The organism is Mycobacterium sp. 050134, from assembly GCF_036409085.1.
Taxonomy (GTDB): domain Bacteria; phylum Actinomycetota; class Actinomycetes; order Mycobacteriales; family Mycobacteriaceae; genus Mycobacterium.
Window position 1 is genome coordinate 1 of sequence record NZ_JAZGLV010000001.1, and the last position, 22,137, is coordinate 22,137.

20 protein-coding genes are annotated in these 22,137 nt (G+C 63.8%); 1 reads left to right on the top strand and 19 read right to left on the bottom strand.

Features of this window, described 5'->3' with window-relative positions; genetic code table 11:
* Positions 1-147: 147 nt before the first annotated feature.
* The 14 genes from SKC42_RS00005 to SKC42_RS00070 all read right to left on the bottom strand — a co-directional run bounded on the left by SKC42_RS00005 (position 148) and on the right by SKC42_RS00070 (position 15,017).
* The gene (locus SKC42_RS00005) at positions 148-1,389 is read right to left on the bottom strand and encodes a GNAT family N-acetyltransferase (protein WP_330962300.1); all 1,242 of its coding nucleotides are present in this window, start codon (positions 1,387-1,389) and stop codon (positions 148-150) included.
* 898 nt (positions 1,390-2,287) lie between these two features.
* Entirely contained in the window at positions 2,288-3,199 is a 912-nt protein-coding gene (locus tag SKC42_RS00010) for an alpha/beta hydrolase family protein (RefSeq protein ID WP_330962301.1), read from the bottom strand.
* A 64-nt stretch (positions 3,200-3,263) separates the two neighbouring features.
* Positions 3,264-3,632: a DUF732 domain-containing protein gene (locus tag SKC42_RS00015; protein WP_330962302.1), complete on the bottom strand. Its 369-nt coding sequence runs from the start codon at positions 3,630-3,632 to the stop codon at positions 3,264-3,266.
* Between the two features lie 12 nt (positions 3,633-3,644).
* A complete protein-coding gene (locus SKC42_RS00020) occupies positions 3,645-4,286 on the bottom strand; it encodes a CAP domain-containing protein (protein WP_330962303.1) in 642 nt (213 codons plus the stop codon).
* 117 nt (positions 4,287-4,403) lie between these two features.
* Positions 4,404-5,009: a hypothetical protein gene (locus SKC42_RS00025; protein ID WP_330962624.1), complete on the bottom strand. Its 606-nt coding sequence runs from the start codon at positions 5,007-5,009 to the stop codon at positions 4,404-4,406.
* Positions 5,009-5,749 carry a mammalian cell entry protein gene (locus SKC42_RS00030; RefSeq protein WP_330962304.1) on the bottom strand — a complete coding sequence of 247 codons (741 nt, stop codon included), beginning with the start codon at positions 5,747-5,749 and terminating at the stop codon, positions 5,009-5,011. The genes SKC42_RS00025 and SKC42_RS00030 overlap by 1 nt, the downstream gene beginning before the upstream one ends.
* Positions 5,713-7,185 carry an MlaD family protein gene (locus SKC42_RS00035; protein ID WP_330962305.1) on the bottom strand — a complete coding sequence of 491 codons (1,473 nt, stop codon included), beginning with the start codon at positions 7,183-7,185 and terminating at the stop codon, positions 5,713-5,715. Before SKC42_RS00035 ends, SKC42_RS00030 begins: the two co-directional genes overlap by 37 nt.
* 1 nt (position 7,186) lies before the next feature.
* Entirely contained in the window at positions 7,187-8,326 is a 1,140-nt protein-coding gene (locus SKC42_RS00040; protein ID WP_442931912.1) for a virulence factor Mce family protein, read from the bottom strand.
* Positions 8,323-9,705, bottom strand: a complete 1,383-nt coding sequence (locus SKC42_RS00045; RefSeq protein ID WP_330962306.1) for an MCE family protein — start codon at positions 9,703-9,705, stop codon at positions 8,323-8,325. Before SKC42_RS00045 ends, SKC42_RS00040 begins: the two co-directional genes overlap by 4 nt.
* Positions 9,702-11,039, bottom strand: coding sequence for an MCE family protein (locus tag SKC42_RS00050; protein WP_330962307.1), 1,338 nt, complete (start codon positions 11,037-11,039; stop codon positions 9,702-9,704). Before SKC42_RS00050 ends, SKC42_RS00045 begins: the two co-directional genes overlap by 4 nt.
* A complete protein-coding gene (locus SKC42_RS00055) occupies positions 11,036-12,064 on the bottom strand; it encodes an MCE family protein (protein ID WP_330962308.1) in 1,029 nt (342 codons plus the stop codon). Before SKC42_RS00055 ends, SKC42_RS00050 begins: the two co-directional genes overlap by 4 nt.
* 25 nt (positions 12,065-12,089) lie before the next feature.
* The gene (locus SKC42_RS00060) at positions 12,090-13,418 is read right to left on the bottom strand and encodes an MCE family protein (protein ID WP_330962309.1); all 1,329 of its coding nucleotides are present in this window, start codon (positions 13,416-13,418) and stop codon (positions 12,090-12,092) included.
* A gap of 4 nt (positions 13,419-13,422) precedes the next feature.
* Positions 13,423-14,268 carry an ABC transporter permease gene (locus SKC42_RS00065; RefSeq protein WP_330962310.1) on the bottom strand — a complete coding sequence of 282 codons (846 nt, stop codon included), beginning with the start codon at positions 14,266-14,268 and terminating at the stop codon, positions 13,423-13,425.
* Complete coding sequence (locus SKC42_RS00070; RefSeq protein WP_330962626.1) at positions 14,265-15,017, bottom strand: MlaE family ABC transporter permease; 753 nt, start codon at positions 15,015-15,017, stop codon at positions 14,265-14,267. Before SKC42_RS00070 ends, SKC42_RS00065 begins: the two co-directional genes overlap by 4 nt.
* 401 nt (positions 15,018-15,418) lie before the next feature.
* Between SKC42_RS00070 and SKC42_RS00075 the strand changes: the two genes are divergently transcribed.
* A complete protein-coding gene (locus SKC42_RS00075; protein WP_330962311.1) occupies positions 15,419-16,027 on the top strand; it encodes a TetR/AcrR family transcriptional regulator in 609 nt (202 codons plus the stop codon).
* A gap of 472 nt (positions 16,028-16,499) precedes the next feature.
* On the opposite strand, the gene SKC42_RS00080 is transcribed toward SKC42_RS00075, so the two are convergent.
* Genes SKC42_RS00080 through SKC42_RS00100 form a run of 5 tightly spaced genes read right to left on the bottom strand, consistent with a single transcriptional unit; the run spans position 16,500 to position 22,057 of the window.
* The gene (locus tag SKC42_RS00080; protein WP_330962312.1) at positions 16,500-18,158 is read right to left on the bottom strand and encodes a class I adenylate-forming enzyme family protein; all 1,659 of its coding nucleotides are present in this window, start codon (positions 18,156-18,158) and stop codon (positions 16,500-16,502) included.
* Positions 18,155-18,793, bottom strand: a complete 639-nt coding sequence (locus SKC42_RS00085; protein ID WP_330962313.1) for a PaaI family thioesterase — start codon at positions 18,791-18,793, stop codon at positions 18,155-18,157. Before SKC42_RS00085 ends, SKC42_RS00080 begins: the two co-directional genes overlap by 4 nt.
* The gene (locus tag SKC42_RS00090; protein ID WP_330962314.1) at positions 18,790-19,962 is read right to left on the bottom strand and encodes a hypothetical protein; all 1,173 of its coding nucleotides are present in this window, start codon (positions 19,960-19,962) and stop codon (positions 18,790-18,792) included. Before SKC42_RS00090 ends, SKC42_RS00085 begins: the two co-directional genes overlap by 4 nt.
* An 18-nt stretch (positions 19,963-19,980) precedes the next feature.
* Positions 19,981-21,033 carry a phosphotransferase family protein gene (locus tag SKC42_RS00095; RefSeq protein ID WP_330962315.1) on the bottom strand — a complete coding sequence of 351 codons (1,053 nt, stop codon included), beginning with the start codon at positions 21,031-21,033 and terminating at the stop codon, positions 19,981-19,983.
* A 1-nt stretch (position 21,034) separates the two neighbouring features.
* Entirely contained in the window at positions 21,035-22,057 is a 1,023-nt protein-coding gene (locus SKC42_RS00100) for a hypothetical protein (protein ID WP_330962316.1), read from the bottom strand.
* Positions 22,058-22,137: the final 80 nt, after the last annotated feature.

Consider the following 22,137-nt stretch of genomic DNA (forward strand, 5'->3'; position numbering starts at 1 on the left):
CTACCCGCTACGACAAACTCGCCATCGTCTACCGCGGCGCAGCCGTTCTCAACGCCATCGTCGCCTGGACCCGACGTTTGTCAGACATGCCCTAGTCGGTATCGCCTCCCCTACGTGCCCAGTTTGGCCGTCTGACCGGGTGAAGTCTTAGAAGTGGTCGGGCATGCCGGGGGCGATGGGCCAGTCGAAGGCGACCGCGGTCCGGTGTACCGACCCCGAGGTGAGTTCTGCGACGAATCCTGCGGTAGCAAGCGTCTGCAGATTCACCCCACCCAGGTAGATGGCACCGAGGTCGCGCGCGGTGATGGCGATGTCGGCTGGTGCGGTGGTGGTTTCGCATGCGGCACCCTCGGGGCTGCCACGTAGGTGCCACCGGCCGGTGTTCCACGGGCAGAACTCGTCGGTCACCTCGAGTACCACGTCGACCGGGGTTGCGTACCGGCGCAACGTCAGTGCGCGGGATACGTCGACCAGTCGTACATAGATGGCGTCCATCACTTCGCACCGCAGTGCCCGCTGGTCTGTGATCAGGTAGCGCAGTTGCTCGTCGATCGCGGCGCAGTCATACTTGACGGTCCTGACCAGGTCCATGTCGAGTAGATGGCGCCAAATGCGTGCGTAAGCGCGATGATTGGTGGCCCGCACCTCCTGGATGTGAAGGTCACCGCTAGGCTGGCCGGTGTCCGTCCAGCCGGCCTTGGGGCGGTAGATGGCGAATGCGCTGGCGGTGCCGTCGGCCTCGTGGTGCAGGGCGAAGCGCATCTTGCCGGTGCCCTTGCGCCGTTCTTCGCTGTCGTGGATCACCGTGTCCCACCACAGCCGCGATCTGGTCATCAGTCCGGGGCGTTGCGCTATGGCTCGGTCGTAGATCGCGGGTGCGTTGGCCATAAATGGGTCAGTATCGGTGTCGCTCACCGTGCCGTCGCCAAGCTGGACTTCAGGGCGGAAGCCGAGCTCGCGCACCTGCCCGGACAACGCTGCGATCGAACTGGCCATTCCGTAGCCGAATCGCCCATAGATTGAGGCTTCCGACGCGAACAGCATCGCCAGCGCCTCGGTTCCGCGCGACCTGATGTCATCGAGCTGATGACGCATCATCGCCGTCAGCAGGCCGCGGCGCCGATGGCTCGGTGACACTGTGACCGCGGTGACGGCGGCCACCGGTGCGATCACACCGCCGGGCAGTACCACCTGCTTGCCGAGGGCGCCTACGGTGGACGCCCAGCGGGTGCCGTCGTGAAATCCGGCCATGCGGTCAAACTCGGTGACCTTGCGCATCAGGTCGATTTCGTCCTTCGGCATGTCCTCGAAGAACACCGCATGCGACGCGGACATGAATGACTCGTAGTCGTCGTCATCGCTGATGGTGCGCAGGGTCAGCTCAGTCACATATATACGCCTACCGCAGTGCACCCGTGCTTGTCATCTGAATTGTTGCTTATTCGAGCCGATTCTCGCGCTTCGGTCCTCATCACCGCAGTTGTGCGGGGTCGTAGACGAATCGGGCTACGGTTAGTGCTGTCCAGGCGACGCTCAGCTCCGCAGTACTCGTCATTGCTTGGCGCTGCGGCCTGATTCAGGTATTCAGGCATTCTTAGTGCGCACGCGCGATTATGGAATGTCAGCGAAATGGCCCGCCACCTGCAGATCACCGCGGCCGCCGGCGCCAAGGTCTACTTCTGCGATTCGGGCAGCCATTAGCAGTCCGGCGCCAACGAGAACATCAATCGGCCTCTGCGGCAATACCTTCCGGAAGGGACCGACCTGTCCCGTCGCAGCATCGACGAGCCAGCGTACCTCGCCAACACACTTAACAACCGGCCCCGACGCGTTCTCGACGACCGAACCCCCGCCCAGATCTTCGCCGAATTGCTAACCCACCCCGGAATTCCCCATGTGCAATGATCGCTAGAAACCACCCCGTCGAAAAGAGGTTAAGGTCCATCCACCCGACGTTGACGGCCGGTCGCGACGGTTGAAAAGCTGGCCACCCAATCAGATTGGATGGGCGATCTACTTGGAGGCCGGCGCGCTCCTCGCTGGTCTCAGCCCGCCGCTGCCGCCAGGTCGGCCGCGACGTCGGTACCGGATACGGTCTGGCCCCATTGCGCAAACCCTTCCACGTTGAGCTGGGTTGAATTCCCGAGGTTCCCGCCAGGCCCGGTGCGCCGCTCACGCCCGCGGGTACCGCACCCAACCCGCTCGCGGAGGTGGGAGCGATGGGGGCGATGGGTGTCACGGACCCATGACCGCGGGGCTCCGCGCGAGTGTGCCGAGCTTGCGGCACTTAGTGGATCGTCGCGGCCATGTCGCCGGACATGGCAGCCAACTGGCCGGACCACGAGCCCCAGCCGTTGTCACCGCCGGGCGAGATGTCGAAGTGGCCGTTGCGCCCGCCAACGGTGCGGTACTGCTGGTAAAACTCGAGATTTGATCCTGTCGCCTGGTCGGGGTAGCCGAGCATGGCGGCGGGATCGCTGGATCCGGAATTCGCGGAATACACCCAGATGCGGGTGCCGTTCTGCGCCAGCATCGCTGCGTGCACAAATGGGTCGTGCCACTTCCACCGACCCAGCTGCGGGGGACCCCACATCCCGTTACCGTCGATGCCACCGAACTGCTGCAGGCCGGCGAGGATCGCGCCGTTGTAGCTGGTACTCGACGGATATAGAAAGCCGGACAGCGAACCAGCGAAGCGAAAGCGGTCAGGGTGGAACGCTGCCAGCGCCATCGCCCCATATCCGCCTTGGGAGGCCCCCACAACGGCGTGACCGCCGGGCGCGAGCCCCTTGTTGGCCGCCAGCCAGTTGGGCAGCTCGCTGGACAAAAAGGTGTCCCACTGCTTGCTGCCGTCCTGTTCCCAGTTGGTGTACATGCTGTACGCACCTCCGGCTGGCGCGAGCACCGAAATCCCCTTGCCGGCAAGCGCGTTCATCCCATTGCCCGCGGTGACCCAGTTGCTGATATCGGGGCCCGCGTCAAACGGATCAAGCAGATAGACCGCGTGCGGACCGCCGGCCAGGAAGGCCACCGGGATGTCGCGGCCCATCGCGGCCGACGGAACCATCAGACTCTCGTAAGCCGCCCCCTTGGCCGGGCCGATGACGCCCGCCGTCGCGGTCGCGCCACCCAAGACGATCGCCAGTGCGGCGACGCAGAACGCGCGCTGTAGCGCTGATCGACACCGCCCGACCCTCATGTCTACCCTCCATCGTTGTGCCGTTGTCGATACGGTTGGCCACCGTCGCATGTCGTGCGCGCGGTTACTGCGGTGGTGGTTGATAATGCGCAGCAGAGTTCCTGAGCTGCCAAATCTGCTCGGGGCAAAGGATATTAACTGCATAGGAGACCAGGTAGTTGGCCGCGTACTCGTCGTTAGGGGTCACATCGCGTCTTGCATCGCTCATCACCTGGGCGTAGTTTTCGCCCGCGATGACTTTGTCGCAGATTCCGTGGCCGTAGCCGATCGCATCATTGTTCGGGAAGTTGTAGTGGCGCCGCACGACCACGTCGTAGACGTATTCCACCTCGGGCGCCGGCGCGGCGTACGAGCGCGGCGGCGGGATAAGCCCGCCCTCCGCGAATGCGGTGGCGAGCACGGCTAAGGTGACCAGCGCCTTGTGATGCTTCATGTCCGAGTTTGCCTACTGCGGGGGGTAGGCGGGTGACGGGCTCCTGCCCCGCAAGATCCACGGCAGCCAGGTCTGCAGCTTTTCCAACTCGTCGCTGGCGTCGTAGTCGGGGGTGGGGTCCATCGCGACTGGGGAATTGGCTTCAGAAGCATCGAGAGGCTGCGGTGGCTGCGAGGTCGGCTGCGGCGGTTGATGGCTCGGTGGTGGCTGGTCCGGCTGCCCGTAGACGGCGACCAGCACCGTGCGGTTGAGGCTGTTTTCCGACCACACGCCGACCTGGCTGTTAGCGCAGTCGGTCATGGTCGCCCAAGCGGCCGGGTCGTTGAACCACTGATGAAGGACGTCCATGCCGTTGATGGCCAGAGCCGGGTTGATCGCCACTGTTTCGGCGACCTTGCCGTGATATCCGGCCGCATTGCCGCGGTCTTGCGGGGTGGAGCCATCAGAGCCGATGTGTCCGTCGAGATTTCGGTTGTTCATCAGATCGTCGGTGTGCCACTGAGCGGCCAGCTGGAGCTGCGGATTGGGGTTGACATCATGGTTGCAACCGGCCTCCCGCTGGGCGGTGTAGACGTTGACGATGACACCATCGTTCAACCTCTTGTTGTTCGGTATGAGCGTGTTGTTGTCGTTGTCGGCATGAGTGGCGGGCATCGTTAGAGCTGCCCCGAAGACTAAGAGCACGGGAACGGTTAGCGCCCGCGCGCTGCCGCAGCTCGGATGCATCATCGGCTCTTCCTTCGTTTGATCCTTAGCCCGCTCGAGCGGTGCCTAGACGGGGGTGAACTCGGATATGAGCCAACGGTTCTCGCGCCTGTCCAATGTGACTCTGACGGTCGAAGCAGAAGTGGACGGCGGCTCATTGCCAACAGTAATGCTCTGGTTGACAAACACCATGACCACCGCGCGATCCGGGCTCGCAGATATCGATGCGGCAGCGGGCACTGTGGCGACGGCCGATATCTTCTTTTCTTTGGAACCCGGGATCACCACGTCATGGGTCAGCTGGGTGTAGGCGTCACGGAATTGTCCGGTCAGCCGGTCGCGCGCTGCCTGCAGCTCACGCTCTACTGTATCGGGGCTATAGGACAGAATCTTGACGGTGCTCTCACTCGCGGCCTGAACAGATTCGATTCGGGCGGAGCGCGTTTCGGCGTCGACAGTCTTTTCCCACTTCAGGTAGCCAACGCCACCGGCGAGGAGCATCGCCAACCCGGGCAATGCGCCAAACACCAGTGCCCTGCGCCACCGTCGATTCGTTCTGCCCGGCGAGATGCCTTCTGCCGCTGCGTCATCGGCGGGCCCGTGCTCTTCAATGTTCGAGACCTCATCGGGGGATGGTTCATCGGTCCGCCGGTTGCGGCGGTCGGGCCGCATCACGGCACAAATCCCACGTTCGAAACCTTCATTGTGTCACCAACTTTCTGGACGTCGACGCGCATTCGCCAGTGCCGCGGCGCCTGATCGGCCGCACCGGCATTCGTGGTGTTGACCGACACCGCCACCAGAACACGGGCGGACTCACCTGTGCTGGACTCCAATCCGGCATCCGTGACATTGCCATTGGTCTTGGATTGCGCACGCTTGACCACATCGATGAACGCGGGAGCGTGTTTTGAGAAGTCGTCGCGGAACTGACCTGTCGACGAATCAAGAATGCGTTGGACGTCGGCGTCGGCGTGGGTGTAATCGATGGTGGTCAGGTTGAGTGCACCCTGCCGGCCCGCCGCCAGGAACTGATTGCGCAGCGCGTCATCCTGGCGGTCTCGGTAGATACCGTAACCCAGCCAGCCACCCAGCCCACCGAGCGCAACCACGGCAACCAGTCCCACGGCCAATGCGGGCCATGTGCGGCTCCCTGCCACGCGTGGCCCCGCGTCGGCGCCGTCGGACGCGACGTCGGCATCGCCTTGCTCGCCGGTGGCTTCGCCGCCAGTGTCCGGATCGTCGCAGGACTCCTCAACCGATCTCCCGGCGGTGTCGCCGGCGTCGGCGTCCGGGTCACTGTCACCGGAAGAAGGCGGGTCGGCCAGCGCAGTAAGCCCTATGGCCGTGTTCGTCGGCACCTGCGACGACCCGTTCACCGGGCCTTCGGCGCCATCAGCATTGATTGCCACGTCTGCTCCTTCGGGGCATTTTGAGCCAAATCGGCTTGGGTGTAAACGTTTCCATCGGGTCCTACATAGGTGCCGGTTGCGGGATCGTATGCGGCCGCGGCGATTGCCGGCACCGGCGGCGGCTGGGCGGTCGGCGGTGGCGGCGCCGTGTGCGGCGTACTTCCCGGACTGAGTTGGGGAACGTCTTGACCCGACAGGGTGGCGTTGGGATCGCCTTTCCAACTGTCACCGTCGTTGAGCGGCACGTACTGCTCGTCGCTTTCGCACATCTTCACCGTTGGCGCCCGTTTACCGGGAACCGTCTCGCATGGGATGTTCCGGGCGCCGCGGACGTTGAACGTGGCGTCGTGCGGGATCCGGCAGTACATGTCGCCCGCGGGGCGGTCTGGATAGTCCGTGGAGGACGCGACGCGGCGTTGCTGGGCAGGAAGGAATCCCGTTGTGCACGGCCGCGGCACATTCAAGTTCAAGTGAAAACTCAGAAATATGCCACGGTATGCGGTCTTGAGATATTGGTCGGGCACGCCGGCTGCAGCGATGTCGCCGATCCCGAGGGGCAGCAGCACCAGCAACTGCTCCAGGTCGTTTGAATAGGTGACCGCGACCTGCTCCACGCTGACCAGGTTGGCCAGCAGAGTCGGCAACGTTGGATTGACCCGATCGAAAAGGGCTTGCACCTCAGCCGCTGCCGCAGGCGTTTTGCGTAGGATACCGGCGACAGCATGGTCCTGGGTTTGCAGCTGGCCGGTGATCGTGGCCAGATGCGAGGCCCACGCCCGCACCGAATCGCTGGTATCGGTCTGGGTGTCGAGCACGGGTTTGGCGCCGTCGATCAATGCGGTGAGCGCGTCGACGTCGTGGCGGGCGTCGATGGCCACTGAGGTGGACCCTCTGATGAAGCGGGAGAATTCCGGGCCCAGGCCCCCGAAGGCGGTAAAGCTCTCGTCGACAACGGTTTTCAAATTCTCGTTGGGAATTACCGCGATTCCCCGGTTGGCCGCGTCGAGCAAGTTGTTGATATCCGGCGGTACCGATGCCCGGCTCCGCGGTATCACGTCACCGTCACTCAGCGGCCGCGATGTTGCGTTGCGGGGCAGCAATGCGACGTATTGCTCGCCGACCGCGGTCTGGCTGTGCACCTGGGCATCCAGATCCGAGGGGATGCGCACGTCAGATCTCAGCGAAAGCTCCGCGGCCACCCCGTCGTTGGTGAGGTGCACCGAGGTAACACGCCCGACTTCGGTGCCGCGGTACGTGACGTTCCCTGAGGGATATAGGTTGGCGGCCTCGGGCAGATCCACCGTCACGGTGTAGTGCCCCACCCCGAAAAGCATCGAGGGCAGCTGCATGTATCCCAAGCCGATAATCGCTACCGAGGTGATCGCCACGACGGCGAAAACAGCAAGCTGGATCCTGATTCTTTTGGTCAAGTTCATGTCATGGCCCTTGGTCCCAACGGTATGGCGCGATAAGCGGGTTCCCCGCGGTGTAAGGGCTCGGCATCTGGCCGATGGTGCGGCCCCACTGCATCTCCAGTTCGGTTAGGTTTCCTTCCCATCGGGTGCCGGTGAACAGGCCTGCGTCCAAGCGGCTCAAGGTCAAGTCGAAGACCGCGGTGAGGTTCGCATAGTCCCCGCGGAGCCATTTGTCGAGCGTTTCGTTGGGCCAGGGATAGGTGAGCAGTTGGCTCAGCGAACGCGTCAGTGCCGGACCGGCATTGGCAAGTGAGTCCAGCACCGGTCCAAGCTGGTGCAGCTCGGCTACCAAACTCTCCTTGGTCTGGTTGACGGCCTTGGCGGTCAGCGCGGCGAACTTGCCGAGTTGATCCGCCGCCTCGACCAGATGGGCGCGCTGGTCTTTGAGCACCGCCAGCGCATTGGGAATGGTTTGTAGTGCGCGGTTCACCACCGGTTGATCGGCGGCGAACTGGCCGACGAGGTTGTTGAGCTTGTCGGTGGCCGAGATGATCTCGCCCGACTGGTCGTTCAGGTAGCCGGTGAACTGGTCCAACTGCTCGATCAGGCTCCGCAAGTCGTGTTCTCGCCCGGCGAACGCCGTGCTCAGGGACTGAGTGATCTCCTGAATCTGACCGAGGCCACCGCCGTTGAGCAGCAATGATGCCGCCGAGAGCGTCTGCTCGGTCGTCGGGTACATGCCTGCTGACGAGAGCGGGATCAGCGACCCTTCGTGGAGGTTCCCTTGCGGCGCAACGGCGGTCGGCGGTGCCAGCTCGATGTGGACCGAGCCCAGCAAGCTTGTCTGGCCGAGCTTGGCGGTGGCGTTGGCGGGTAGGTGGACGGTTCCGGCGAGCCGAAGCGTGACCAACGCGTGCCAGCCCTGTCGCTCGATCTTCGTCACATTGCCCACCGTGACGTCGCCAACACGTACTCGCGAATTCTGTTGCAGCGTAGTGACATCGGGGAGCTGCGCCTGCACGGTGTAGGAGCCGGGCCCTTCCCCGGCCGTGCCCGGCAGCGGCAAGGAGTTCAACCCTCGCCATCCGCAACCCGACAAGACCACCATGCTTAGCGTCACGAGGCCCAGCAACGCGCTTCGTATCCATGCCGCGCGCCTCACGATCCCCCTCCGGGTGGCGTCATCAGGCCGGACAGTCCCGCGGCCGGGTCGGTCGGCGTCGCTTGGGCGGGAGGTGCTTGCGATATAGGGATTCCGGGGGCGGCGGGCGGCGACACGGCTTCGGGCGCCACCGGCGGTACCGCCCCGGGCGGCGGCGCGCCTTCGTCCGGCAGCGGACCTTCGTAGTGATCTCTGACCTGTCCGGGTTCGGCCAGCCCGCGCAGCCAATCCTCGCTGAAGGTGACCTCGTTGGGGCGGGCGATCGGGCCGACGAACGGGTTACCGCCGATGGGAAGGAAGTTGATTTGCCGATTTTTGACGATCGGTGCCAGGTACTGCACACACAGCTTGGACGACTGCTCGGCGTTCAGCCTTGACGCCGCCTGAACGGCTCCGCAGAGGAAACTGATCGGGTCGGCGAAGTTGTTGGCACTCAGGATGCCGGTAAACGCGCCATAGGCCGGGTGGTAGATGTTGACAAAGTTCTGGAATGCCGTCGGGGCGACGTGCAACGTCTGCTTGACATCGTCGAGGCTTTCCATGACCGCATTCGAGACCGACGTCAGCTTGTCGGAGACCGCTCCGATGGACTCACGGTTGTCGGCGACGAACGACTGGACTTCGCCCACCGCGGCATCGAGGTTCTTGGCCGCGTTGGCAATCGCTTGGGGGTCGTCGGCAAGCAAACCCGTGACCGATGCCAAGTTTTGGTTGAGTTGGCGCATGAGAGTGGTACTCGACTGCAACGCCGACACGAGGATCGCCAAATTCTTTATAGTTCCGAAGACATCGTTGCTGTGGTCGCCCAGCGCCGAAAAGGCTTGCGAGAGCTTGATTAAGGTGTCCCGAATGTTGGCGCCCTGACCACGCAGGTTGTCCGCGGCGGTGTTGATGAATTGGCCGAGCGCGCTTTGACCATCCGGTTGCGTCGGCTGCAAAGACGTTGTCAGCTTCTCGAGTTGCTCACGCAGATCGTCGAATTCGATAGGCACCGCCGTGCGTTGTTGGGGGATGACGGCGCCGCTGGCGAGGGTGGGGCCACCGGTGTAGGCGGGAGTGAGCTCGATGGCCCGCGCGGTCACCAGCGTCGGGGAGACGATCACGGCCTTGACGTCGACTGGCATCTTGTAGGTGTCGTCGACAGTAAAGGTGATTTTGGCCCGCAGCGGCTCGGGTTCGATCTTTTCGACCTTGCCGACCGGAACCCCCAGGATCACCACGTCATCGCCGGCGTAGATGCTGTTGCTGTTGTCGAAGTAGGCGACAACGCGGGTCTTGCCGGCGCTGACCGCGTTGAGGACTGCGCTCGTCGCCCCACCGGTCAGCACCAGCACGAGTAGCACCGCCAGCGCCACCCTTACTCGTCGAGTCGGTGTCATCGTGGTGCTCCTGCGGGTGGGCCGCCCGGCGCGGCGGTGGGGGCAACCTCTCCCGGCGCCGGCACGTAGACCGGTGCCGACGTCGGCGCGGGGGGAACCGATGCGGGTGGACCAGGCGGTGGTCCCCCCGGCGGCGGAGGCGCCGGCGGCTCCCGGTAGGGGTAGCAGCCCGTGCCGGGCAGCAGGCATGGGTGATCGCCCGGGTTTCCCGTAATCGCGTCGGGCAGCGTCAATCTCGGGCCTCCGCCCTGACCGGTACGTGGGTAGGGCACCGGAAGTGGAGGCGTGCCCGGCTGGCCGGTTTGGGGGTCGGTCCGCTGCGATGGCAGCAACACGTGCGGATCCAGGCCGAGATCGGAAAACGCGGCGTCGATGAATGGCTGGACGAATTGTCCGGGAAGCAGGTTGGCGATGTACGCGTTGAAGAACGGGCCGGAGGACACCGATTCCCCCAGCGACATGGCGTAGGCGTTGAGCAGCTTGATGGACTTCTGGATGCGGTCCTTGCGGTTGTCGAGGATGGTCAGCACGGCGGTGAGCTTGTCCAGGGCCGGCCGCAGTTGGGCACGGTTCTCGGCGATCAATCCCGAAAGCTGCTTGCTCAGCGCCGATACGTTGTTGGCGATCTGATCGAGCGCGTTGCTTTGCGACAGCAGGGATGCCAGTAGCGCATTGGTGTTTTCGATCAATCCGACAACCTGGTCGCTGCGCTTGGCCAGCACCGCGGTGGCCTTGTCCGCGTTCGCCAACAAGTTGCGTAGCTGCAGATCGCGGTTGTCAAGTGCCTGGGAGAAGCGCGCCACCCCCTCGACCGCGATCCGCACGTCCGGCGGAGTGTCTTTGAAGGTCTGCGCCAGGGTGGTCAGTGACGTGGACAGCGCATCGGTGTCCAATCCGCTGATGGTCTTCGTCAGATCGCCCAGCGCGTCGGAGAGCTGATACGGCGATGTGGTGCGCTCGAGTGGGATGGTCTGCGAGGTCCAGCCTTGACCGCGCGGGGTCACTTCCAAGATCTTGGTTCCCAGAAGAGCATTGGTTTTGATGGCGGCCTCGGGGCGATCCCCGAGTCGGATGTTGTCGGCAACCTTGAACGTCACCAAGACTCTGGGGCCGTCGAGTTTGATGCTGGACACCTGACCGACCTTGTAACCGGATACCTGGACGTTAGCGTTGTTCCGCAGGCCGCCCGCTTCGGCGAAATATGCGCTGTAGGTCTTACCTTCGGAGAAGAGCGGCAGCTTGTCGTACTGCAGTGCCGCGAGGACGATGACGACGGTCGCGCCCAGGCCAACGGACCCGATGATCATCGGATTGCGCTCGGAGAAGCTTCTCACTTGGGCGTGCACCTGCCTGTGGCCTGGCCGACGACTTTGACGTACACGGGCTGGCCGCCCTTGCCGTTGAGCTTGAGGATCACGTCGCACAGGTAGAAGCTGAAGAAGTCGCCGTAGAGGCCCTGGCGGGCCAGGATGGCGTACTTCTCGGGCAGATGTTCCAACAGGTTGTCGAGGTAGTCGTGGTCGGCCATGATCTGTGCGCCGGTGCGGTCGAGTTGATGAACGGTGTTCTGCAGGGGCGCACGTGCCTGATTGAGGAGGTCGGCCACCGAACCCGTGGCGGCGTTGATGTAGGCCACCCCGGTGGTGATGTCTCCCCGCCGGTCGGCAAGGCCCTTCACCAACTCCGAAACCGATTCGACCGCCTTGTCGAACTGCTTGCTCTGATCCCCCAGCGACCCCAGCAACGTGTTCAGGTTATCGATCACCTGACCGATGAGCCGGTCACGGTCGGCCAAAGTGTTTGTCACGGAGGCCGTCTGGGCCAAGAAGGAGCTGATTGTGGTCCCCTCCCCCTGGAACGCCTGGATCAGCTGGCCGGTCAAGGCGTTCACCTGAACCGGATTCAACGCACGCAGGAGCGGCCGGAAGCCCCCGATCAGCGCCTCCAGATCCAAAGCAGGTTGCGTTCTCTGGATCGGGATGGTTTGTCCGGGTAGCAGCCGTTGAATGGATCCCGCTCCTTCTTCGAGCGCCAGGTAGCGGTCACCGATGAGGTTTTCGTAGCGGACGGCGGCCTTACTCCCCTGGGTCAGGACCACCGAATCGTCGGCCGAGAAGCGGACAGTCACCGTGGCGTCGTCGTTGACGGCGATTTCCTTGACCTTGCCGACCTCAACTCCGGCGATCCGAACGAAGTTGCCGTCGCGAAGCCCGGTGACATTGGCGAAAACAGCGTTGTAGGTCTTTTCCTGTTGAAATCTGATCTGGCCGAACACGGCGATGATCCCGACGATGCCCAGCGTGCACACCACCATGAACAGGCTCAGGCGCCACAGGATGGCGCTGAGGTTCTCTCTCATCGCGGTGTCCTTCGGTCGGGGCGGCTCATGGACTCGGGGGTGGGTCGGCGGCGGCTGCCGCCGGTGGGCCACCCGGAGGCGGCGGCAGCGGTAGTGGCCCCGTCGCGGGGACGGCCAGACCAGGCGACGGCGGGCCGATGCAACGCAGGCTCGCGGGTTGTGGTGTGGCCCTTGTTACTTGGAAGTACTGCGTGTAGCAAGGGTGGCCTAACCCGATGTTAGGTCGGATATCCATGCCGGTTCCCCATCCGGTGTTGGTCACCACGTAGCGGGCCGGATAGTTCTTGGCGGCATCCGGTAATGACCCACAGCTGGGCTTTCCGCCGGGTCCTCCCTTGGCGGCAACGATCGGGAGGTTGTCCGGATAGACGTAGGGGTCCTCGCCGAACATGATCCCGGAATCGGTGATCAGGCTGTAACCCGTTCCGCCGCCCACGGCGTAATAGCCGATGGAGTCCAGGAACTGCTTGGTCCCGACTAGCAGGCAAGTGTACTCGGGATTGTATTTCAGCAGCAAACTGGTGGTGGGATTGAGCAGGTTGATCGCGTTGATGAGGTTGTCCTCGTTCGGACCGACGGTGTTGATACCTGTGCGCGCCAACCCAATCACGTTGAGCAACAACGCTTCCAAGGACTTCGATCCGTTCGCGAGCGTCGTGCTGGTGGTGCTTGCCGCATCAAGGGTTCGCAGGATGTCTTGCGCCGCGGCGCTGAAAGTGTCGCTGACGGCTCCCACTGCCCGCCAGTCGCCCCTAATCGTCTCAGTGCGCGGGTTCACCGCCAGGAGAACCTGATTGGCATCAGTGATCGCCTCGCCGAGCCGGTCGCCCTGACCACGCAGCCCGTCGGCCAGCGTGGTCAGCACCGCATTGAGCTTCGACGCATCGACCGAGCGCAGCAGATTGACCAGATTCTGGAAGACCGTGTTGACCTCGGTGCTCACGTTGCGGGAATGCAGCACCTCACCGGCCGAGATCCTGCTGGCGCTGGGGCGGTCGGGATAGATCAGCTCGACGTACTTGTTACCGAAGGCACTGGTGGCCTTGATCCTGGCCTCGACGTTGGCGGGGATGTACCTCACCTGTTCGGAATCGATGTCCAGCCTGAGCCTCACGTCTTGACCGCCACCGGAGACCGCGGCCACTTGGCCCACGTCGACCCCGCGCAGCTTGACCTTGCCGCCGCTTTCCATCATCAGACCCGACCGGTCGGACGTAAGAGTCACGGGGACATACGAATTGAAAGATCGGTTGAATAGCTCCATACACATCACGATGGTGACGACGATCCCGACGACGAGCAACGCCGTCCACCATGCCGGGTGCAGTCGACTCTCACCGCGCTTGCGTGCCATGCCATCACTCCGCGAGGTGGAAGTTGCCGGTGTGGCCGTAGATCGCCAGCGACGCGAACAGAATGACGAACACGGCGACGACCAACGAAGCCCGGACTGCGCGGCCGACCGCTTCGCCGACCCCGGCGGGCCCGCCCGACGCGGTATAGCCGTAGTAGGTGTGCACCAGCATCACCACTACTCCGGACAAGATCACCAATCCCACCGACCAGAGCATGTCGACCGGATTGAGAAACGTACGGAAGTAGTGGTTGTAGACGCCTGACGACTGGCCGTACATCGCGACCACGACTTCCGACGACACAAACGAGGCTATCAGTGCAACACAGTAGAGGGGTACCACGACTATCACGCCTGCCAATACCCTGGAGGATGCGAGGTAGGCGATTGACCGGACACCCATGACCTCCAGCGCGTCGATCTCTTCGTTGATGCGCATCGCCCCCAACTGGGCGGTCGCCCCCGCGCCGATCGTCGCGGCCAGGCCCACGGTGGAGATCAGCGGGGCGGACAGCCGAACGTTGACGAAAGCAGAGATGAAACCCACCAGCGCATCGACTCCCACATTCGCCAGTGCGTTGTAGCCCTGAACCGCGATCAGTGCACCGGCCGACATCGTCAGGAACGCCACGATGACGACGGTCCCGCCAATGAGAAGCAGAGCCCCGGTGCCCAAGGCCATCTGCGCGATCAGCCGGAGCAACTCGGTTTTGTAGGTGATGACGACGTCGCCGATCGAACGCAACGTGGCCGCGTAGAACTGGACTTGGTGGCCGACTCGATTCCACTCCGCCGCAAGATTCTTCCCGATTGTCGCGGTCCGTCCGAAAAGCGTGCTGGGCTGAGTCATTTCGCGCTTACCTTGACTCCCACGGCGGTGGCGATGACATTGATGGCGAACAGCGCCATGAACGTGTACACCACGGTTTCGTTCACCGCGTTGCCCACTCCGGCCGGTCCGCCCCCGACGGAAATGCCCTTGTAGCAAGCGATCAGGCTCGCGGACAGACCGAACAGCGCGGCCTTGATCATCGCGATAACCACGTCTGTCAGTCCGACGATCAATGTCAGCCCGCCCACCCATGCTCCGGGTGTGACGTGCTGGATGTAGACCGAGAACGCGAACGAGCCGCCCAGGCCGACTAGGGTCACCAAAGCCGACAGCATCAGCGCCACCAGCGTGCCGGCCAGCACCCTGGGCACGATTAACGCCTGGATCGGATCAATGCCCATGACCCGCATCGCATCGAGCTCCTCGCGAATGGTCCGGGCCCCAAGATCTGCGCACATCGCCGTCGCGCCGGCGCCGGCGACCACCAGCACGGTGACCATCGGTCCGATCTGATTGACCGAGCCCAGCGCCGCGCCACTGCCCGAATAGTCGGCGGCGCCAATCTCAACGAGCAACACGTTGAGTACGAACACCACCAAGGTGGTGAATGGGATGGACAGCAGGATCGTGGGCAGCAGCGATACCCGCGCTACGAACCACGTCTGCACGAGGAACTCGCGCAGGGCAAACGGACGCCGGAAACCTGCCACGAAGGCATCCAGTGACATCGCGAAGAACTCACCCACCGCGCGCACCGGCTTCGCCATCACATTCAGGCCCCAGGGGACGACACGCGGCACCGTCACCGTATGACTCCGGCAGGCCGCACCGCACGCTGCATTGACGACAACACTCCTCAGTCCCCGATATTGCTTTGACCACACAATGCTGTGACGCACCACACAAGCTGCGGTGAACCGTACACGATAAAACGGAGCGGGAGCAATAGGTCCTGGCGCCAATTTCGTAATTTACGACCGCGGCTAATCCATCCCGCCGATCGGCTTTGCTGCATGGCCATCTACTGCACCCCAGCGCGACCATCGGGAAGGTGACCTCTAGTGTGGCAGTACGTGCCTGTGGCACACTGCGTCAGGTGCCCCGCCGTCATTCCGCACCCTCTTTGCCCAGCTACAGGGCGGTGCCGAGGCAGGAGCGTGTCGAAGCGATGCGCAGCGACATCGTCGCCGCGGCCGTGCATGCTTTCCGCGTTCGTGGCTACACAGCAACGACGATGTCGACCGTTGCTGCTATTGCAAGAGTTTCCCCGCGAACCCTTTATCGGCATTTCGGAAGTAAAAGCGATCTATTTGGTGCAGCGACCGAAGAATCGACGGCGAGATTTATCAGCGGATTATTCGAAAACGTCCACAAATTGTCGTTGCGCGAAGCGATTATCGAGGCTGTTGAACGTGCCGATAATGAGCTGAACGCGGAAAGCCGCGAAATGATGCGATTGGCCGCAGCCGACGAAAAGGCCTGGCGGCATTTTCTGGCGGCCGCCGACCGTGCACAACCGACGGTGGCAGCCGTGCTCCGCGCCGCCAGCGGGCCAGCGCAGCTTCCCGACGGTGCTGCCGACGACTCGTTGATCTGGGAAGTCCGTGCCAGCGCCGTGCTGGGCGCGGTTACCACCGCATACCGCCGCTGGGCCACGACCGACGGCCAACCTCTGCCAGTTCTTGTCGCCGGCGCCATTGATGCGGTGCTGCCTGTGATCAGCTCGCCGGGCAGCGATGCGTCCGGTACAGAATCAGCCGATGGCGTCTTCATTTAACAGAACTATTTAACTAATTATGACTTCCAGAGCCCGCACGACCGCAATGCGGCGCTCAAGCCATGCCAGCGGTTTTCGAGCTCATGAATCTGGATCAGTGATGCAAGGATCCGGACTTTCCCAGGGTCCCGTCGGACAACTTCCAGTGGCAATCGAGCAAAGCGATTCAGCCGCCGAATGCACAATTATTTAACTGTATTTACAGAGCCGAGACAGCCGCGTCTCAGGCCAGCAGCCATGAAGTACTGGCGCGCGCGTGGCGCGAAACCGACCGGGACCTGCTGACCCACCGCGATTTAGACACCTGTCAGGCTCGCCGCGAGGCTGTCGATCAAGATTGCGACACCCATCCTCGCGGACGACGACGCGCCCTGAGATGACCCGTTGGCGCGGTCACCGCTCGGCGCCTATCCCGCAGTTGGGCTGCTGCGCCTCGGTTCTGCAGGCGTCGCCGCCCCGCATTCGCACCGTCTCAGAACTCGTCACCCTCATCGAGGCTGGCCGAACGTTCTGTCAGCAACTGCTGCAGGACGTGCTTCTGCACCTTGCCCGAAGCTGTACGCGGAAATTCCTCGAGGACAAGCCATCTCGCCGGGCGCTTGCTGGGGCTGAGTGTGTCCTCCGCGAAGACTGCCAGGTCGGCGGGCTTGACTGTCGCCCCAACGGCCGGCAGAACCGCCGCGACGACCTTCTGCCCGAGCCGGCGATCGGGCACACCAAACACTGCCACTTCACGCACTGCAGGGTGTGCGGACAGCCGTTGTTCCACCTCCGCGGGGTAGATGTTAATGCCACCACGGATGATGACCTCGCGCGACCTGCCGCGGATGCGAAGAATTCCGGAGTCGTCCAAGACGCAGATGTCGCCGGTGCGCCGCCATCCGGCACCGCTGGTGTCCGGGTCCAGGGTGCCGCCGGGCTGCAGGTACCCCGACATGTTCAGCGGCCCCCGAACGCAGAGCTCGCCCGCCTGCCCGACCGGCAGTACCAGGCCTTCCGAATCCACCAGACAATAGTCACGCCCGGGCAACGGGTGACCGAGCGAGCTCGTCCGCACTTCCGCCGAATCTGTCGACCACGTCATTGCCATACACGGAGATTCGCTCTGGCCGTAGCCGACGTTGAAGCGGACACCCAGACGATCCTCGACCTCGGCGATCAGCCGCGGATCGACGTCAGTGGCGCCGCCGAACACCGTGCGCACCGACGCGAAGTCCGAGGGCGCCACACCGGGCTGGTCGAGCAGGTCGATCAGCATCGTCGGCACCATTCCGACGAAGCTCGGATGCGCCTCGCGCACCGCGCGCAGGGCGACCTCGGCGGAGAACCGCTCGATGACGATATAGGTGCCGGAGATCGACAGGCACGACAGCAATCCGGAGACCAGGCCGCCCACGTGATAGAGCGGTAGCGGATTCAGCCACACGTCGCCCGTGACGCCGCCGGCGCCTTCGGCGAAGAGTCTCGCTGCGTTGAGTGCTGCCACGTGCGAAAGGCTTGCCGGCTTGGGGCGTCCGGTGGTCCCCGAGGTGTACTGCACCAGAAACTCATCCGCTGCCGGTGAGGGTTCGCAGAACGTGGCGTCGGCTGTGGGTGGCCAGTCCCCTATCGGGCGCACCACAGCGTCACAGCCCGCGGACGCGCACGCCTCGATACTGCGGTCGCGGAGGACGTGATCTCCCGACCTGTCGTCAACCAGAATCGCACCGCCCGTGAAATCACCGAGCACAGCGGCGATCTCATCGACTGTCGTAGCGGGGCTCAGCGGCACTACCGGCATCGCGGCGAGGCTGGCTCCGTACACAGCGACGATCCAGTCCGTCGAGTTGCCTCCGACCACGACGACGCGCGCCCGGGTCGGGTTGATTCGGGTCAGTTCGTGTGCCGCGGCGGATGCGGCGGTCAGCAGCTCCGACCAGCTCATTGCCGCGACCCCGCGTTCGGTCAGGCACAGCAAGGCGGGCTTGTCAGGGCGTTCGGCGGCCGTCCGTAGCAGCGTCTGGCCGACCGTCTCCCGGGTGAGCTCGGCGGCGTCCGTCCGCTTGAGATACGACAAACCCTGCCGCTCTTCGGCGCCCGGTCCCAAATCCGCAAGGGTCAGGGGTGCCGAGTTCCCACCGTTTTCGGTCATCGCGAAATCGTATCGGGGTAGATCCGTTCGTCGATGCGCCCACCTGCGTGATGAACGGCAACCGCGGACGCGGTCACCCTTCCCTCGCAACGGATCTCGCCCGAGGTAAGGAAGACCGAGCCGGTCTGTCCGGCCGAGTGGGCCCACAGCGACAGTTCTTTGTCCAGCGGGGTAGGCCGATGGTACGTGACAGTCAGGGTCCGGGTGTACCCGAAACGTCCGAGCGCCATGATCGCCATGCTTGTCAGCTCATCGAGCAGCGCCGCCAACACCCCTCCGTGTGCGGTGGCTATCGGTCCGGCGTGGATGGGCGACAGCATGATGGTCCCGCGCAGGGCGTCACCTTCCGCCCACAGTTTGGCCTGCCCCGACATGGGATTCAGCTGCCCGAGGAACGGACTGTATGGGATAGTTCGGCAGAGGTCGGCCGCATCCCATTGCAGCACAGCCTGTTTCGGCGGTGAGAGCTGCTCGGCGGCATACGGTGGCGCCGCAACATACTGGTCGATCATGGTGCGGGCCACGTCGAGAATCTCCTGGATCCGCGGCGCCTCTTGCTCTGGTACCGAGGCGGTACGGATCGCGTTGGCCAAGCCGTTGACCACTCTGACGAGTTCTGCCTGACCGGCACTCATCCCAGCGTGTCTTCCGTGATGCCGTATCGCGGCAGGGCTCCGATGGCCCAAGGTTCCATAACGCCGTACCCGATCTCATCCCCGCACACGCAGTCGACGGCGATCTCCTCGCATCCGTAAAGCTCGTTGAGGTCAGCCTTGTCGAGCAGATTCATCACCTCACCACCCACGTCCAACGCTCCGCGGTACCCGCCCTGCCACCAGCCGCGGAAACCGAAGTAGCCGCCCCCGCGGAAGTAGTAGACCAGGTCCTTCCAAGAGCAGCTGATATCGCGCGAGGTTCCGTCCTCGAGATCGGCGTGGGCTCGCAGCGACTTCGCACGCCGGGTTCCCGGCCAGAACTCGAAGTCCAGATCGAGGTTGGTGATACGCAGGCGCGGGCGGCCCCCTCCGGCGAACGCGATGAAGCCCTCAGTCGAACCGGTGCTCGACGTCATGGGTCTGCCGTCGGGTCCTTGGGTGAAAGTCGAGGAAAGGCACCAGGTTCCGAAGCTGAAGTTGAGGTACCCGTGCAGCACACCCTGGCCGTGCCCGGGCGCCGGGCGCAGTCCCGTCTCGGGCACAGCGGAAGGGTCGTTGAACCAGAACGAATTCGGGTTCGGAATCCCGGTCATGGTTCGGACGCCCCAGGAACGGTCCTTGTAGGCGTAGCTCCGTTGCGGATCGAGTTGATAGGTGCGGCCCTCGACGGTGACCGTGCCGCTGGCACGGCCCGGCTGGAAGTAGCGGATCGTGTGATTTCCGGTGATTCCCCGGTCGCGGCGCTCACCCGGCGAGCCGACGATCGGCGCGAAGTCGCTCTCGTATGTGACGTCGTAGCTGACGCCAAGCTCGTTGTTGGCCAGAATGATCCGGTTGCGACTCGGGGCGCGAACGACCTCCCACGAGATGGGCCCGACAGCGGTCCGGTCGAGGTCGGGCCGAAGCTCACGGGTGGCACGCACGTTGTATTGGCGGCCCGGTACCGCCACGCCCGCGAAGGCATCCATGACATCGCGATTGCTGTATTTGCCGATCCCCGCGCTGACCATGATCTCGCCGGAGACGTCGTAGGCGACGATGTAACCCTTCTCGGTCCAGTTGCGGTCGGTCGTGCCAACCTGTTCGAAACTTGCCACCGTCTGATGGTTGAGGTACTCATCGGCGGCGGTGAGGATGACATCTGCCATGGGTTACTCGATCCTGGTTCAATGGACGCGCAGCAATTGCGCGAGCCGGCGGGTGGGGACGTTCTCGGTGAGGTAGTCGGGGGGAAACTCAAGCTCCGGCGGGCTGAGCTGCACGGTCAGTACCAACATGGCCGCCATGCGCAACGCCTGCAGAATCCGGTGATATTCGAGGTCTCGTAGATCCCTGCCGACCACATGCTGGTAGTGCGCGATGGTCTCGGCGGCGTCCGGCAAGCCGGAAAGCCCTGGGACATTGTTGAGTTCGGCGACAACCTCGTCAACCAAGAGAAAGTAGGCGAGATCGCCCTCGGGTGCACCGTAGTGAGCCAGCTCCCAGTCGAGCGCAGCCACCACCTCACCGTCGCGATAGATGACGTTTCCCGGTCGCGCGTCGCCCCAGCACAGCACGACGTCCATGTCATCGGGCATCGTCCGTCCGAGCTCATCGAGCGCTTGCCACAGCACCGGCACCTCGGCGCCGACGGAGTCGAGTTGAGTCCTGATCCGCGCCAGGATGGCCGTGATCGCGTCCCGTCCGTCCGCCGGCGACCCCATCGAGTCCGGCAACCGCAGGGATAGTGGATCCAGCCGGTGCAAAGAGGCCATCACGTCCACCGCGGCGAACCACATCGACCTTCGACGGTCGAGCGTGGCGTCGAAGAACAGGCCGTGTCCGTGAAAGCCCGGCCTGTATCCAGACGCCACCTCGCCGCGCACCCGGTCCATGAGATACGCCGGCACACCCAGCACGTCCAGGTCGTCGAGATACCAGGCGAGTTGTGGCACCGGGACCGCGGTGCCGTGCAGCGCGGCCATCACGTCGTACTGCAACCGAAGGTCGTCATCGGGGAATAAGGCTCGGCCCGGCGGCACAGCGCGCAAAACCAGCTCCCGGCGGTGCGCACCCGCAGAGTCAGTCCAGGTGAGCTCGGTAAAAAGTGTGACGTTGGAGAACCCTGAGGTGGCCGGACTGAAGGCAGTCAACGCAACGGCATCGGCCTGCGGCATCCTGGAAGCGATCCACGCCGAGAGCTCCGAACGCCGATCCTCGAAATAGTCGATGCTCGCCACGTCAGTCAACGAGAGTGCCGCGGCGGGGAGCCAACCCGTGAGAAGGGGCGATCTCGCCGTAGGCGAACCAGTGTGCCGGTTCCCGGATGTCTCCGATTCGGCGCCAGCGCCCCTCGATCTGCGGGTTCGGCATGGGCATGAAGTCCACCATCCGGCCACGCGGATCGGGCAGGAATTCCCAGTCCTCTCCGGGGGCGTGCACCTCGATCCGGGTCGGCCAGGTACCGCTCTCGTCGAGTTCGACGCGCCCGTCTACGTCAGTGGTGCGGCGCACATGGCCGTGTTCGTCGCACAGCAGCAACATGCCCAAGCCGTCGTGCCCGAGCATGAAATGTCCGGCATCCAAAGACCCGTCGGTGTAGCGAGTGGCCCAGGTGTACCACGTAACGTGCAGCTTGTGGCCGACCAACAGGTCATTCTGGTAGATCAGCCCATGGGCGTAGAGGTCGTCGGCGCCGTAGAACCCGCGGACTTCGCGTCCGAGGATCGTGCCGTGAGCTTCGTAGAGCTGCGACACGTAGTAGTAGCCTTCGTCGACGCCGTCGGTGGCCGACGGCAGGTGCCAGTGCAGTCCCGGCTCGATCAACCTGCCGCGCAGCTCAATTGCGCCTATCTCGGTCCAGGACGACGTCGTCGCGTCGACCTCGAACCGGAATGGCTGGCCCTCCGCCCCGGGCGGGCTGGCCAGCACGGTGACGCCGTCGTGGTGGTCGCGCAGGAAACCCTCGTTGCGTGCCGAACTCCGGCTCGCCTCGTGGACGTGCAAGTCGTCTGCCCCGATGGTGGTCTGCAGGTAGAACCGCTTGCGGCCGCCGCCGCCGTGCTCGGGCGCCCGAAGGACGGTATACAACTGGCCATCCCGGTCACGAAGACTGCCGTACAGGAATAGCGCGGACCACGGCAGGCCAAACCAATGGCGTTGCGCCGCAATCTCCGTGGGGTCGCTATTGTGCTCACCGAGGAGCATCTGATAGTGGAACCGGCCGCGCTTGGACAACGCGTTGGTGTCGAGTATGGAAGACATGATGCTGCGAGCATGCGGCCCCATGCCAGGGGCCACAAGACCGGATTAGTGGTACCACTGTGAGTGATAGGACCAGAATC

What these genes read in the sequence shown, in the direction of transcription:
- SKC42_RS00010 (WP_330962301.1), bottom strand. Translation starts at nt 3,199, where the DNA reads ATGAGGGTCGGGCGGTGTCGATCAGCGCTACAGCGCGCGTTCTGCGTC.
- SKC42_RS00015 (WP_330962302.1), bottom strand. Translation starts at nt 3,632, where the DNA reads ATGAAGCATCACAAGGCGCTGGTCACCTTAGCCGTGCTCGCCACCGCA.
- SKC42_RS00020 (WP_330962303.1), bottom strand. Translation starts at nt 4,286, where the DNA reads ATGCCCGCCACTCATGCCGACAACGACAACAACACGCTCATACCGAAC.
- SKC42_RS00025 (WP_330962624.1), bottom strand. Translation starts at nt 5,009, where the DNA reads ATGCGGCCCGACCGCCGCAACCGGCGGACCGATGAACCATCCCCCGAT.
- SKC42_RS00035 (WP_330962305.1), bottom strand. Translation starts at nt 7,185, where the DNA reads ATGAACTTGACCAAAAGAATCAGGATCCAGCTTGCTGTTTTCGCCGTC.
- SKC42_RS00045 (WP_330962306.1), bottom strand. Translation starts at nt 9,705, where the DNA reads ATGACACCGACTCGACGAGTAAGGGTGGCGCTGGCGGTGCTACTCGTG.
- SKC42_RS00055 (WP_330962308.1), bottom strand. Translation starts at nt 12,064, where the DNA reads ATGAGAGAGAACCTCAGCGCCATCCTGTGGCGCCTGAGCCTGTTCATG.
- SKC42_RS00060 (WP_330962309.1), bottom strand. Translation starts at nt 13,418, where the DNA reads ATGGCACGCAAGCGCGGTGAGAGTCGACTGCACCCGGCATGGTGGACG.
- SKC42_RS00065 (WP_330962310.1), bottom strand. Translation starts at nt 14,268, where the DNA reads ATGACTCAGCCCAGCACGCTTTTCGGACGGACCGCGACAATCGGGAAG.
- SKC42_RS00070 (WP_330962626.1), bottom strand. Translation starts at nt 15,017, where the DNA reads ATGGCGAAGCCGGTGCGCGCGGTGGGTGAGTTCTTCGCGATGTCACTG.
- SKC42_RS00075 (WP_330962311.1), top strand. Translation starts at nt 15,419, where the DNA reads ATGCGCAGCGACATCGTCGCCGCGGCCGTGCATGCTTTCCGCGTTCGT.
- SKC42_RS00080 (WP_330962312.1), bottom strand. Translation starts at nt 18,158, where the DNA reads ATGACCGAAAACGGTGGGAACTCGGCACCCCTGACCCTTGCGGATTTG.
- SKC42_RS00085 (WP_330962313.1), bottom strand. Translation starts at nt 18,793, where the DNA reads ATGAGTGCCGGTCAGGCAGAACTCGTCAGAGTGGTCAACGGCTTGGCC.
- SKC42_RS00090 (WP_330962314.1), bottom strand. Translation starts at nt 19,962, where the DNA reads ATGGCAGATGTCATCCTCACCGCCGCCGATGAGTACCTCAACCATCAG.
- SKC42_RS00100 (WP_330962316.1), bottom strand. Translation starts at nt 22,057, where the DNA reads ATGTCTTCCATACTCGACACCAACGCGTTGTCCAAGCGCGGCCGGTTC.